This window comes from Halomonas sp. 18071143 (assembly GCF_019211725.1).
Lineage (GTDB): Bacteria > Pseudomonadota > Gammaproteobacteria > Pseudomonadales > Halomonadaceae > Vreelandella > Vreelandella stevensii.
Window position 1 is genome coordinate 2,514,143 of sequence record NZ_CP078120.1, and the last position, 12,933, is coordinate 2,527,075.

General features: G+C 63.1%; 12 protein-coding genes. 4 read left to right on the forward strand and 8 right to left on the reverse strand.

Features of this window, described 5'->3' with window-relative positions:
• The first annotated feature begins 37 nt into the window (after positions 1–37).
• Complete coding sequence (gene lnt / locus KVY02_RS11735; RefSeq protein ID WP_218313583.1) at positions 38–1,501, forward strand: apolipoprotein N-acyltransferase; 1,464 nt, start codon at positions 38–40, stop codon at positions 1,499–1,501.
• A gap of 73 nt (positions 1,502–1,574) precedes the next feature.
• Here lnt and phaC read toward each other — a convergent pair whose 3' ends face one another.
• The 5 genes from phaC to prmB form a co-directional block, all read right to left on the reverse strand.
• Positions 1,575–3,428 (reverse strand): class I poly(R)-hydroxyalkanoic acid synthase, encoded by a 1,854-nt coding sequence (gene phaC / locus KVY02_RS11740; protein ID WP_193460675.1) that lies wholly within the window; start codon positions 3,426–3,428, stop codon positions 1,575–1,577.
• Positions 3,429–3,521: 93 nt separating this feature from the next.
• A complete protein-coding gene (locus KVY02_RS11745; protein WP_081137536.1) occupies positions 3,522–3,932 on the reverse strand; it encodes a phasin family protein in 411 nt (136 codons plus the stop codon).
• Positions 3,933–4,059: 127 nt separating this feature from the next.
• The gene (locus KVY02_RS11750) at positions 4,060–4,431 is read right to left on the reverse strand and encodes a DUF6489 family protein (protein ID WP_081137535.1); all 372 of its coding nucleotides are present in this window, start codon (positions 4,429–4,431) and stop codon (positions 4,060–4,062) included.
• 60 nt (positions 4,432–4,491) lie between these two features.
• On the reverse strand, positions 4,492–5,583 hold the full coding sequence (gene aroC, locus KVY02_RS11755; protein ID WP_081137533.1) for a chorismate synthase: 1,092 nt from the start codon (positions 5,581–5,583) through the stop codon (positions 4,492–4,494).
• Positions 5,584–5,596: 13 nt separating this feature from the next.
• Complete coding sequence (gene prmB, locus KVY02_RS11760; RefSeq protein WP_176212910.1) at positions 5,597–6,574, reverse strand: 50S ribosomal protein L3 N(5)-glutamine methyltransferase; 978 nt, start codon at positions 6,572–6,574, stop codon at positions 5,597–5,599.
• 124 nt (positions 6,575–6,698) lie between these two features.
• Here prmB and KVY02_RS11765 point away from each other — a divergent pair, with 124 nt between their 5' ends.
• Positions 6,699–7,262 carry a Smr/MutS family protein gene (locus tag KVY02_RS11765; RefSeq protein ID WP_039181106.1) on the forward strand — a complete coding sequence of 188 codons (564 nt, stop codon included), beginning with the start codon at positions 6,699–6,701 and terminating at the stop codon, positions 7,260–7,262.
• Between the two features lies 1 nt (position 7,263).
• On the opposite strand, the gene KVY02_RS11770 is transcribed toward KVY02_RS11765, so the two are convergent.
• Positions 7,264–8,280: a patatin-like phospholipase family protein gene (locus KVY02_RS11770; RefSeq protein ID WP_200885474.1), complete on the reverse strand. Its 1,017-nt coding sequence runs from the start codon at positions 8,278–8,280 to the stop codon at positions 7,264–7,266.
• A gap of 50 nt (positions 8,281–8,330) precedes the next feature.
• Positions 8,331–9,215, reverse strand: coding sequence for an alpha/beta fold hydrolase (locus KVY02_RS11775; RefSeq protein ID WP_016914451.1), 885 nt, complete (start codon positions 9,213–9,215; stop codon positions 8,331–8,333).
• Between the two features lie 343 nt (positions 9,216–9,558).
• On the opposite strand from KVY02_RS11775, the gene KVY02_RS11780 reads away from it, so the two are divergent.
• Positions 9,559–10,002, forward strand: a complete 444-nt coding sequence (locus KVY02_RS11780) for a LexA family protein (protein WP_016914453.1) — start codon at positions 9,559–9,561, stop codon at positions 10,000–10,002.
• The gene (locus KVY02_RS11785; RefSeq protein ID WP_218313584.1) at positions 9,999–11,297 is read left to right on the forward strand and encodes a Y-family DNA polymerase; all 1,299 of its coding nucleotides are present in this window, start codon (positions 9,999–10,001) and stop codon (positions 11,295–11,297) included. The genes KVY02_RS11780 and KVY02_RS11785 overlap by 4 nt, the downstream gene beginning before the upstream one ends.
• A gap of 146 nt (positions 11,298–11,443) precedes the next feature.
• On the opposite strand, the gene KVY02_RS11790 is transcribed toward KVY02_RS11785, so the two are convergent.
• Entirely contained in the window at positions 11,444–12,907 is a 1,464-nt protein-coding gene (locus KVY02_RS11790; protein WP_218313585.1) for a sodium-dependent transporter, read from the reverse strand.
• Positions 12,908–12,933 lie beyond the last annotated feature (26 nt).

A 12,933-nucleotide genomic window follows, 5' to 3' on the forward strand; every position in this document is an offset into this window, starting at 1 on the left:
CTGCGTTACCGTTGCACCCTGCTGACAGGATATTGCTATGAGGTTGACTCCCACGTTACCACTTCAACTGCTGGCCGCCCTGGTGGCCGGTGGTTTTACCACGCTCACCGCCTCCCCTTTCGAACTCTGGTGGCTGGGGCCTGTCGCCATTGGCCTGCTCTTTCTGGGCCTGCATCAGCTGAGCCCGGCTCAGGCCGCGCTGAAGGGCTGGCTGTACGGGGTCGCGCTGTTTGCCAGCGGCACCTCCTGGGTATACGTCTCGATCCATGATTACGGCTATACCGGCATGCCCTTGGCGGTCTTTCTCACCGCGCTGTTCGTGACCGTACTGGCGCTGTTTTTCGCGGGTACGTTCTGGCTCTATCGACGCTTCGTCGGCCCCCGTTGGGCAGTAGTGACCTTCGCCGGTGCCTGGGTACTGGGTGAGGTACTGCGCACCTATCTGTTTACCGGGTTTCCCTGGCTACTGGTGGGGTCGAGCTACGTCGACTCGCCCTTGGCCAGCTGGGCTCCGGTCGGCGGTGTCTATTGGCTCTCATTGCTGGTCGTTTTGAGCGGCACCCTGGGTGTGGCCTTCCTGTGCCGTCAGTGGTGGGCAGCGCTGCCGCTGGCGGCCATCTGGCTCACGCCTCTGGCACTGCCCCAGCACTGGACCACGCCGGTGGACGAACCCACTCGCGTGGCCCTGCTTCAGGGCAACCTTCCGCAGCTACTGAAATGGACACCGGAAGGCCAGCGCAGCGCTGCCAACATCTACAGCGACCTGACCCGTCAGGTCGCAGACGATGCTGACCTGATCCTATGGCCAGAGACCGCGCTGCCCATGGTCGACAGTCAGGCGCGCCCGGTACTGGAGCGCGTGCAGAGCAACCTGCCACCTGAAACGGCGCTGCTTACCGGCATCGTGCAACTGGACGAGGCCAATCGCTACTTCAACAGTGTGATTGGCATCGGCAACGTGGAAGGCAGCTACCAGAAAGAGCACCTGGTACCGTTCGGTGAGTACTTGCCGCTGGAAAGCGTGCTGCGCGGGGCGATCAACTTCTTCGACCTACCCATGTCCAGCTTTAGCAAAGGGGCCTCCGATCAGGTGCCCATGCAGGCCGCCGGGGTCACCATCGGCAACGCGATCTGCTACGAAATCATCTACCCGCAACTGGTGGCAAACCGCGCCATGGATAGCGATGTCATCGTCACGGTCTCCAACGACACCTGGTTCGGCGCCTCCATCGGCCCGCACCAACACCTGCAAATGGCGCGCCTGCGTGCGTTGGAAAATGGCCGCTACGTGGTGCGTGCCACCAGCAACGGCATTACCGCCATCATCGACCCCCGCGGCAGGCTCGTCGACCGTGCACCGCAGTTCGAAACCACCTACCTGACCGGCGAGTTCCACGCCATGCAGGGGCTCACGCCCTTCACCCGCATGGGTAGCTGGCCCACCTGGCTGCTGGCAGGCCTGCTGTTGCTGCCTGGGGTTGTACGTCGCCGCGCAGGATAACGCACCTTGCTAGCCCTGCCTGCTGCCGGGCCCCCGCATTGACGCCGTTGACCGGCGAGCGGGGGCCTTGCTTTTAGCGGGCCGAGGGGGTTTCCCCCAGCACTTCTGGAATGGTCATTTTCACATAGCGGCCTGGGGCGGGCTCGATCACCTTTAACTGCCCCTCTCCGGGCTGACGGGCTGGCACCATTTTCTTCGGGTCGGCATCCGCGTAGCCGTTTTCCGTCACCCAGGCCTGCCAGTGCGGCCACCAGGAGCCTTCGTTGAAGGTCGCCCCTTGCTGCCATGCATCGTGGGAGTCCGGCAGCTCGTCGTTCGTCCAGTAGCCGTACTTGTTCTTGTGCGGCGGGTTAACGATCCCGGCGATATGCCCGGAGCCCCCTAACACGAAGGTCACTGGCCCCTTGGGCAGCAGCGCACCGTAGTAAGTACTGTTCCACTTGGCAATGTGGTCTTCCTTGGTCGAGACGAAATAGCTGGGCGCCGAGATCTTGCGCAGGTCGATCTTGACGTCGTCCAGCTCGATGCCACCGGGCTCTACCAGGCGATTTTCCAGATACATGTGGCGCAGGTACCAGGCGTGGGTACCTGCGGTCAGGTTGGTGCCATCGGTGTTCCAGTAGAGCAGATCGAACGCCGCAGGCTCGTCACCTTTCAGGTAGTTGTTGATGTAGAACGACCAGAACAGGTCGTTTTCCCGCAGCAGGTTGAAGGTGTACGCCATGGAGCGACCGTCCAGGTAGCCCTTGAGCTGCATGCTCTGCTCCAGCCCTTGAATGACGCGCTCGCTGAGAAAGACGCCAATGTCGCCCGGGTCGCGGAAGTCCTGCAGCGTCGCCATGTAGGTCACCGACTTGACCTTGCGGCCACGACGCGTACTGGTCAGGTAGGCCACCGTGGACGCCGTGAGCGTTCCTCCCACGCAGTAGCTGACCAGGTTGACCGACTTTTCGCCGCAGGCCTGCTCGATGGCCTCCATGGCACTGATCGGCCCCAGCTGCATGTAGTCGGCCCAGGTGATGTCGCGTTGAGCAGGGCCAGGGTTGCGCCAGGAGATCAGAAACACCGTGTGCCCCTGCTCTACCAGCCACTTGACCAGCGAGTTGTCATCGCGCAGGTCGAGAATGTAATACTTGTTGATCCATGGCGGCACGATCAACAGCGGCGTCTTGAAGGTTTTCTCGGTGGTCGGGGCGTACTGAATCAGCTGAATCAGCTCGTTTTCGTATACCACAGAGCCCGGCGTCACGGCGATGTTGTCGCCGACCCCGAAGGCGCTACGGTCGGTCATGCGTACGTTGATCCCTTCGGCCGAGTTGGCCAGGTCTTCGCGCAGGCGGGTCAGGCCGTCCACCAGGTTCTGCCCCTTGGTCTCCAGCGTACGCCGCATGACTTCCGGGTTGGTGGATACGAAGTTGGTGGGCGACATGGCGCTGACCAGCTGACGCGCATAGAACGCCAGGTTGCGCTTGTGGGTGGGGTCCAGCCCGTTCAGGCCGTCGATCAGCTCCTCGACCATCTGCGAAAACAGCAGGTACTGCTGCATGATCGCCATGTAGTAGGGGTCCTGGCGCCAGGCCTCGTCGCTGAAGCGGCGGTCATGCTTGGGGGGCGTGATCAGCGGCGTGACCTGCTCGCCCGCCATGGCGCGAAGGCCCTGCTGCCACAGCAGCCACTGGTCCTGGATCAGCCGCGATTGGGTTTGCCACAGCAGGTTGGGGTTGCTCATCAGCGACTGGGCTGCCGCCTCGAAGCTTTCACGCATGTCACGGTAGACCGAGTCTGCGGCTTCACTGGGCACGATGCGCTGTAGCAGGTCTTCGAGCAGCCCCTTGTACTGCTCGGCGACGTCGTCCAATTGAGCTTTCCAGGCCTCCATTTCCGACTGGGTTAGCGGTTGAGACGGTATTTTCCACCCTGACTGCATACGAGTTCCCCCTCGCGTGCCGAGCATTGTTCGCTCTGACAGCTCATCCAAAAGAACGCGGCGCCTCATCGGCGCCGCGAACAGTATGTGATATCAGCTCTTGCGTGACGACTGGCTGGTGGCCTTGGCCGAGGACTCGCCCTTCGCGGTAGCCGTGGCCTGTTCGCTCATTTTTTGCCCGGCTTCGCTGAACAGCTTCTCCATTTCTGTCTTGAACTGCAGGGTCATCTCGCCCATGGCGCGGGCATCTTCCTGCATCTGCTGGGAAAGCTCGTTCATCATTTCCGCTTGCCGGGTGCCGAAATCACGCAGGCTTTCGGCATCGTTGATTTCGGTGGCGCTGCGAATACGCTCGGTCCCCATCTGGCTGTAGCGCTTCATGGCTTCCAGCTGGTACTGGGTCATCTTTTCCATGTTGTTGAGCATCAGCGAGTTCATCTTGCGCATCGGCTCGAACATCTGGCGGGTCTGGGCGCTGAACGCCTCCATCATCTTGTCTTGCATTGTGGTAGCTCCTGTCTCTCATTCCCTGGCATGAGCCTGGAGTGGCTCATTCACATCGCAATTATTGTGCATCGCACAAAGAGTAATCGCTGGCTTGCCACTTGACAACTCTGCTTTGGCGGCAGCCCTACCCTTTAGCGCGGGTTCGTGACGAGGCGGCTTTCGCCTTGGTGCCTCGACTGCTGGCCGTGCTGGGTGCCTCTTGTTCCTCGCGGGACTGGCTGCTGCTGGTGGCACTGGAACCCGCCTGCCGCAGCATGTCCAGCATCATCTGCTGGTAGGTACCGAAGTTGGCCAGCCCCTGCGATAGCCCTTGTTGCATCATCGGCTGCTGCAGGAACGGGCGCATCAGGCTCATGGGGTCGTAACCCTCCACCCCAGACTCCATCTGGCGCTGGATGTTGTCCAGCAGGCTTTGCTGAAACGCCTCGACATCCGGTAGCCCCAGCGAACGCCGAAACTCGTCCGGCGTCAGGTCAAACTCAACGTTGATCTTCATAGGCGACTCCTTGACCGTCATGCTTGAGTGTAGCAGCGAACCCCGAAGCGTACCGTGGCGTTATCGCTGGCCGATGGCCGGTGTATCAACGCTGACATCGGCATTCTGCCCACGGTGGCGCAGCCAGTGGTCCAGCAGGGTCATGGCCATCATGGCTTCGGCAATCGGTGTGGCACGAATGCCCACACAGGGGTCATGACGCCCCTTGGTAATCACCTCCACCGGCTCGCCGTGCACGTCGATCGAGCGGCCCGGCGTGGTGATGCTGGAGGTCGGTTTCAGCGCCAGCCGTGCCACGATGGGCTGGCCACTGGAAATACCGCCCAGCACGCCCCCGGCATGGTTGGAGAGGAACCCGTCAGGGGTCAGCTCATCGCGGTGCTCGCTGCCCCGCTGCGCCACGCAGCCAAAACCGGCACCAATCTCGATGCCTTTTACCGCATTGATGCTCATCAGACCATGCGCCAGATCAGCATCCAGACGATCGAATACCGGCTCGCCCAGGCCTACCGGCACGCCTTCCGCCACCACGGTGATCTCTGCCCCCACCGAGTCCTGGTCACGGCGCAGCTGATCCATGTAGCTTTCCAGCTCAGGCACTTTGTCCGGATCGGGGCAGAAGAAGGCATTCTGCTCGACGCTGTCCCAGTCTTTGAAGTCGATCTTGATCGGCCCCAGCTGGCTCATGTAGCCACGAATCTGAATGCCCTGTGCCGCCAGTACTTTCTTGGCAATGGCTCCGGCCGCCACGCGCATGGCGGTTTCCCGAGCGCTGGAGCGCCCACCGCCCCGGTAGTCACGATGCCCATACTTGTGATGGTAGGTGTAGTCGGCATGGGCGGGCCGGAACTGATCCTTGATCTTCGAGTAGTCCTTGGAGCGCTGGTCGGTATTCTCGATCAGCAGGCCAATGGAGGTCCCCGTGGTCTTGCCTTCGAACACGCCAGAGAGAATGCGGACCTGATCCGGCTCCTTGCGCTGGGTAGTATGCCGGGAGCTGCCGGGGCGGCGGCGATCCAGGTCACCCTGCAGATCGGCTTCGCTAATCTCGATACCGGGCGGGCAGCCATCGACGATGGCCCCCAGCGCAGGGCCGTGGCTTTCGCCAAAGGTGGTGACGGTAAACAGTTTGCCAAAGGTGTTGCCAGACATGGGCGTTATTTCCTCACGCAAAAGACGCCGCATGGGCGTCGAGTTCAGCGGCGCTCAGGGCAAACACGCCCTGGCCGCCACGCTCGAAGTCAAGCCACATAAAGGGCACGTCGGGGAAAGCGGCCTCTACATGACGGTCGGAGTTGCCCACCTCGACGATCAGCCAGCCGTCGTCGCTCAAATGGCGGCGCGCGTCACGCAGAATACGCCGGACGATATCCAGCCCATCGCTGCCAGCGCCCAGCGCAAGGTCCGGCTCGTGGCGGAACTCGGCGGGCATGGTCGCCAGGTCGCGGGCGTCCACGTAGGGCGGGTTCGAGACGATCAGGTCAAATGTCTGCCCCTGAAGGCCGCTGAACACGTCCGACTCCCAGGCGCGCACTCGGTCACCGACACCGTGACGGGTGATGTTCTGGCGCGCCACGGCCAGGGCGTCCTGGCTGATATCCGCCAGCGCGACATCACAGGTGGGCAGCACCAGCGCCGTGGCGATGCCGATACAGCCGGAGCCGGTACACAGGTCCAGCACCCGAGCGGGGGGCTCTTCGGGGAACCAGGCGGCAAAGCCATCTTCAATCAGCTCGGCAATGGGCGAGCGCGGAATCAGCACGCGCTCGTCTACCGAGAAGGGGTAACCCGCGAAGAAGGCCTCACCCAGCAGGTAGGGCAACGGGCGACGAGTGGTGATGCGCTCGCGGGCGAGCTTGATGATGCGCGAACGCTCCATGGGGAGCAGCCGCGCATCGAGCACGGCGGGGTCGACGTTCCAGGGCAAGTGCAGCGCGCCCAGGCTCAGGGCGACCGCTTCGTCCCAGGGGGACTGCGTGCCGTGGCCATAATGCAGGCCCGCCAGGTAAAACTCGCTGGAGACCCAGCGCAGGTAATCGCGCAGCGTTATCAGCTCGTGTGCCAGCGTCGAATCAGGCAGTGAAAGCGTAGAAGTGGACAGCTCTTCAGGGGAGTGCGTGGTCACAGGGGCTCCTGGCAACATGACATCATGGGAGGATTGTACCTTTGACGCCGCTCGGTTCACAGCCACGAGGTTCACAGCGACACCGGGCTCGCTATACTGTGTGTCTCTATCACCGTGTACTTTCACCGATGCCGAGCCGACCATGACGCGACACCTGCCCAACGACGACGATATCAGTGCCTTTCGCCAGGCACTGCAGGAAGCAGGCGTACGCCGTATTGCCACCAACCAGGCGGACCCCGGCAAACCCAAACGGCAACCCGACAATCGCGAGGCCCGCCGCCGCGCCGCCGTGGAAGGCAGCACGCTGCAGGGCAGCGGCCGCACCTCCGACGGCCGTGTCGAAGCCGTGCGCCCCTCCGAGTACCTGGAGTTCAGCGTGCCGGACCTGCCCTGGCGCACCTTCAGCCAGCTCAAACGGGGGCAAACCGCCTGGCAAGCAGGGCTCGACCTGCATGGCTACACGCTGGAAGAGGCCCGCCTGGAGCTGGAGAGCTTTCTGGGCGATGCCGCAGCCCAGGGGCTGCGCTGCGTGCTAGTGGTGCACGGCAAGGCGTGGGGCAGCAGCGCGGATTTCCCTGTCTTGAAGAGCCACACCAACGCCTGGTTGCGAGAGTGGCCTGGCGTGCTGGCGTTTTGCTCCGCCACCGACATGGATGGCGGCACAGGGGCGGTCTATATTCTGCTGCGCAAACGCGGCCAGTAGCTCACTCGGTAGCGTCCGAGGCAATACAGGGCATGCGCCGCTCCAGCGCCTGATCTGCCAGATGGCGCCCCAGGCGAATCAACTCGTTGGCGCGGTGGAACTCATAGGTACTGCAAACGGTTTTGGGCACTTCGATCAGCACATCCGGCGGATACCCGGCCACCTTGTACTTGGCCAGCGCCGCCTGGGTGATATCGAACGACTCCAGAATCATGTCCAGCTTGCCCCACTCCCGCTTGCCGCGCAGGTCGACGGTTTCATCGTCATCGCTCTCTTCTTCACCGCCGCCCAGGCCGCCCCACAGTCGGCGCGTGGTGGCGCGCACTTCGCTCATCCAACCGCCAATGTTGGCCTCTCGCTCGCGCTCCGAGGGGGTCTGCGGCGGGGCAGGCTCGTCACGGGGCAGCAGCTCTTCCAGGGTCACCGGCTGCGGGCTATGGGCCGTCACGTTCACCGCCACCACAAAATCCGCTTCATGGGCGGCCAGAATGGGCATCATCGGCAGCGGGTTGAGCAGCCCGCCATCCACCAGCACCTGCTCGCCCAGGTTCACCGGAGTAATCACGCCAGGCACCGCAATGGAGGCGCGTATGGCGCGTAGCAGCGGGCCATTTTGAAACCACACTTCGCGCTGGCGTACCAGATCGGTGGCCACCGTGGTCACGGAGATCGGCAGATCCTCGATCAGTGCGTCACCCACCAGCTCTTCCAGCTTGCTCATGACCTTGTTGGCCCGCATGGCCCCCATGGGGCTCCAGGTCACATCGACCAGCTTCAGCACGTCCAGATAGTCGAGATGGCACACCCAATCCCGGTACTGGGGCAGCTTGCCCGCTGCGTAGATACCGCCAATCAGCGCGCCCATGGAGCAGCCCGCTATCGAGATGATCTCGAAGCCCCGCGCTTCCAGCGCCTCGATCACGCCGATATGCGCGTAGCCTCTGGCCCCGCCGCTGCCCAGCACCAGAGCCACCTTGTTTCCCTCACCCAGCGCTCTCCCTGCCAACAGACTCACCACGGCACACCCTCCTTCTTATTTTTCACCGCTCTATTCTTCTCTTCACCGCTCTACTCTTCACCACTGGGACTACAGCAAATCACCTCGGCGACCTGGGCTACGGCCTGCGGCTCCAGATGAAGATGGTGCCCCCCCGCCAGCACATGGCGAGTGAGGCGGGGAACCGCCTGCCGAGCGGCCACCGCCCACTGGCGCTCACCGAGAATACCGCGCTCTCCTTCTATCAATAGCACGGGGGCTTGAATCTCTGCCAGTATGGCCAGCACCTGCTGCGGCGTCAGGCGGACCAGGGAAGGCTTCAGCAGGCGGCTGTCGGTGCGCATGGCGACCTTGCCATCCGCCGTGGCCTGGGTGTTACGCTCGACCAGCGGCCTGGCCGTGATAGCATCCAGCGGCGTCACGCCGCCTGCCACCCGGGCGGCAACGGCCTGTTCGATATCCGCATACCGGGGCGTGCGCGAAGCGACGCGGCGGTGGGCGGTGAGGCCCTTGCGCAGCTGGCTGGCCGTCTCCTCTGCGGGCGTATTCAGTGCCCCCAGGCCATCCAGCAGCACCAACCGTGCGACACGCTCGGGCAGCGCCGCTGCCAGCAGGCAGGAGACTGCCGCCCCCATCGAGTGCGCCAGCAACGTGGCCTGCTCGATCTCCAGCGCCTCCATGGCATCCAGCACATCGTGAAGGTAGTCCCACAGCGCATAGTCGCTGCCGAAGGGCGCATGGGCCGAGTGGCCGTGCCCGCGAAAATCGAGGGCAACGATACGAATGTTGAGTCGCTTTACCAGCAAGGGGGCCAGCCGCGAGAAGCTCGCCGCGTTATCCAGCCAGCCGTGCAGGGCGACCCACACTGGGGCATCGTGGCGCCCCCAGCTCAGGGCCGCCAGGCGCCCATTGGCCAACGACAGCGGCGTACTGCCGCTAAACTCGGAACCTTTCATCAGCCCTCTCTCTTCACAAAAAACCCTGCGCCGGATGACGCTTCGAGCACCAAACGTTACCATGCCTGGCACAGCCTATGCGCTGATTTCGAGCGGCCCATGGTGGGCCACCCTTTCCTATCTGCTGGAGACAACCCGATGAAACCTCGTCGCGACACCCGCGCCCGCAATCTCGTGTTCTGGATCACGGTCATCAGTGCGCTGGTGGTTGGCCTCTGGCTGGCCCGTTAGCCTCCTCGTACCCTTACCTTCGCCCCGGCACCTTGCATTTTTTTCCGCATGAATGAATACTGGCCATAAATGCTGTATATAAACACACTATTCATTCGTGAGGAGCCCGACGATGCCGTCTCAACCCACTGCCGTTGCGACCGCCTTGCCGTCAACACCCTTGCCTCTTCCGTTTGCCTCGCTGAGTGGTCGCGCGGGTTTTAGCGGCTTTCCTTCCCCCGCGCAGGATTACGAGCCACGCACGCTGGATCTCAACACGCGGCTGATCAAGCACCCGACACAGACGTTCTATCTGACCGCCCGCGGCGACAGCATGGAGGGGTGGGGCATCTTCGACGGCGACCTGCTGGTGGTAGACCGCAGCGTGCCGCCTCGGCTGGGCCACATCGTAGTCGCCCTGTTCGACCAGGAGCTGTTGATCAAGCGCTACGCGCTGTATCGCGGTACGCCGCATTTGTGCTCGTCTCATCCGCACTACCCTCCGCTGCCGCTGGAAGAGGCCGAGTGCCAGCTATGGGGGGTAGTGCGCGCCGTCATTCATGAGTATTTGCCATGATCGGTCTGGTGGATGCCAACAACTTTTACGTTTCCTGCGAGCGGGTATTCCAGCCCACGCTGGAAGGCAAGGCCGTGGGCGTCATGTCCAACAACGATGGCTGCGTGATTGCGCGCTCTGCCGAGCTGAAAGCCATGGGCATTGCCATGGGGACGCCAGCGTTCCAGCTGGAAGGGCTGCGGCGTCGGGGCCAGATCCATTTGTGCTCTTCCAACTACGAGCTGTACGGCGACATGTCGGCGCGGTTGGCACAGCTGCTGCGTGAAGCCTGCCCAGAGGTCGCCCCCTACTCCATTGATGAGATGTTCATTTACCTGGATGGCTTCGATGACGCCCAGTGCCAGGCCATGGGCGTGGCGCTACGCCGCCGTGTTCGCCGTTACCTGGGGTTGCCCGTCTGCGTTGGGCTGGCGGCCACGCATACGCTGGCCAAGCTGGCCAATCACGTGGCCAAGCAGCAGCCCCACTATCAAGGGGTATGTCTGCTGGCTGCCCACACTGCCACCACCCAGGCACTGCTCAAACAGCTTCCGGTGAGCGAGGTATGGGGAGTCGGCCGACGGCTTGCCGAGCAGCTCGCCGTGAGCGGTATTCGTACCGCCTGGCAGCTGCGTGATAGCGACCCCAGGCAGTTGCGCAAGCGCTTTTCGGTAGTGTTGGCGCGCACCGCCCTCGAGCTGCGCGGCACGCCTTGCCTGGAGATGAACGCCGTCGAACAGCCCCGCCAGCGCATCATGACCTCACGCTCTTTCGGGCGTGCCACGGGGCGCAAGGAGGAACTGCACGATGCATTGCGCCAGCACGCCCAGCGCAGCGCCGAGAAACTGCGCCAGCAGGGTAGTCTGGCCCGTGCGGTGCTGATGTTTCTGACCACCAGCCGCCATCGCAAGGACCTGCCCCAGCTGGCCCCCCGCGCCATGATTCCCCTCGATGCTCCCACCGACGACACGCGGCTCATTCTGCAGGCCGTCAAGGAAGGGATGGAGCAGATGTACCGCCCCGGATACGTGTTCATGAAAGCAGGCGTCATGCTGGTGGACCTGGTAGACGCCCAGCAGTACCAGCTCTCGCTGCTGGCACCGCCTGCCAAAGCGCACCCCCACGTGATGCGGGCGGTGGATGCCATCAACCAGCGGATGGGGCAAGGCACCATCCACTTTGGCATGCGCGACCCGGACGCCGCCTGGCAGCTGCGCTGCGGGCACCGTTCACGCCGCTACACCACGCGCTGGAACGAGTTGCTGGAAGCCGGCACCCACCCGGGAGCCATCGCGGCGTTTACTTCTCACCGATAGCCGCTAGGCTAGTGATTCCGCACGCCAAAAGTTTGCCTTATGTCCTATCAACGATCTGATGACGAGTATGCGCCCAGCCCGGACGTGGCCCATCGCCAGCTCAACGACCTTCAGCGCCGCCTGAACACCGGGCAGGATTGGCCCTCCTAGGCAGCTTTCAGGGCCTTGCGCAAGCGTGGGCTCAAGGTTTCACCCGCTGCCATCATGGCCACCAGGATCGCCAGCAGCCACGGCCAGTGCTGGGCAAACGAGACCTGATAGAGGCCCAGGGCATCGACGAAGATGACCAGGATGCCCAGCGGGCTGACGTAGCGCACCATGGTCAGCCACAGCGTATAGGGCAGCGGAGCCAGCCCCAGCTCGTCGCGGAACGTCTCGCTCTTGAGCACGAACCCGGCCAGCAGCACCATGCCCAACCCGCCCAGCGGCATCATCCAACGGGACGTCAGGTAGTCCAACCAGTCAAAGAAGTGCCTGCCCGCCAGCGTCCAGTCAGCGCCCAGATTGAACGACAGCATCGCCAGCGTGCTGACCAGCCACAGCACGATCCCGGTGGACCAGGCGGCCACCGGGCGCGTGATGCCCTTGTTGTCGCACAGCCAGGAGACGGTGGCTTCGACCATCGAGATGGATGAGGTTAGTGCCGCCATGGAGAGCATCAAAAAGAACAGAATACCGAACAGGGTGCCCAAGGGCATAGCCTGGAAAGCCAGCGGCAGGCTCATGAAAATCAGCCCTGGCCCTTCGCCAGGATTCATGCCGTTGGCAAAGATCACCGGGAAGATTGCCAGCCCGGCCATCAGCGCCACCACGGTATCGGCCAGCGCCACGCTGACCGTGGTACGCCCGATGGAGGCCCCTTTGGGGAGATAGCTGCCGTAGGTGAGAATGGCCCCCGAGGCCAGCGACAGCGTAAAGAAGGCGTGCCCCAGCGCCGCCAGCATACCGGCACTGGACAGGCTGCCCGCATTGAACGAGAACAGGAAGCGGACGGCGTCACCAAAGCCACCGGAAAACACGCCAAACACGATCAGCAGCACCAGCATCAGCACCAGGCCCGGCATCATCCAGCTGACGCTCTTCTCGATCCCCTCCTGTACGCCCTTGCCCACGATCAGCATGGTCAACAGCGTCACCAGCGTGCTCCAGCCGCCCAGCACCCACGGGTTGGCGTTGTTGGCCGCAAAGATCGCCGCCATGTCATCGACGCTGCTGCCCGCCAGACCACCGGAGAGCATCTTCCACAAGTAGGAGAAGGACCACCCGGCCACCACCACATAGAACGACAGAACCATGAATCCGCACAGCATGGCCATCCAGCCGATCAACGACCAGCCGGAGGAGCGCCCCGATTCGCTGACCACCCGGCGGATGGCATCGATGGGGCTACCGCGACCACGACGACCAAAAGCGATCTCGGTCATCATCACGGGCACCCCGACGGCCAGGATGCAGGCCAGATAGACCAGCACGAAAGCGCCGCCACCGTACTCCCCGGTGATATAGGGGAATTTCCAGATATTGCCCAAGCCTACCGCCGAGCCGGTAGCTGCCAACACAAAGCCCCAGCGGCCCAGCCACTGAATACGCGGTTGTCCAGAAGACGCCATGCCCTTCTACCCTGTCAGAAAAAAGC

Excerpts from the sequence above, each read along its gene's own strand:
- lnt (WP_218313583.1), top strand. The coding sequence starts at position 38 with ATGAGGTTGACTCCCACGTTACCACTTCAACTGCTGGCCGCCCTGGTG.
- phaC (WP_193460675.1), bottom strand. The coding sequence starts at position 3,428 with ATGCAGTCAGGGTGGAAAATACCGTCTCAACCGCTAACCCAGTCGGAA.
- KVY02_RS11745 (WP_081137536.1), bottom strand. The coding sequence starts at position 3,932 with ATGCAAGACAAGATGATGGAGGCGTTCAGCGCCCAGACCCGCCAGATG.
- KVY02_RS11750 (WP_081137535.1), bottom strand. The coding sequence starts at position 4,431 with ATGAAGATCAACGTTGAGTTTGACCTGACGCCGGACGAGTTTCGGCGT.
- aroC (WP_081137533.1), bottom strand. The coding sequence starts at position 5,583 with ATGTCTGGCAACACCTTTGGCAAACTGTTTACCGTCACCACCTTTGGC.
- prmB (WP_176212910.1), bottom strand. The coding sequence starts at position 6,574 with ATGTTGCCAGGAGCCCCTGTGACCACGCACTCCCCTGAAGAGCTGTCC.
- KVY02_RS11765 (WP_039181106.1), top strand. The coding sequence starts at position 6,699 with ATGACGCGACACCTGCCCAACGACGACGATATCAGTGCCTTTCGCCAG.
- KVY02_RS11775 (WP_016914451.1), bottom strand. The coding sequence starts at position 9,215 with ATGAAAGGTTCCGAGTTTAGCGGCAGTACGCCGCTGTCGTTGGCCAAT.
- KVY02_RS11780 (WP_016914453.1), top strand. The coding sequence starts at position 9,559 with ATGCCGTCTCAACCCACTGCCGTTGCGACCGCCTTGCCGTCAACACCC.
- KVY02_RS11785 (WP_218313584.1), top strand. The coding sequence starts at position 9,999 with ATGATCGGTCTGGTGGATGCCAACAACTTTTACGTTTCCTGCGAGCGG.
- KVY02_RS11790 (WP_218313585.1), bottom strand. The coding sequence starts at position 12,907 with ATGGCGTCTTCTGGACAACCGCGTATTCAGTGGCTGGGCCGCTGGGGC.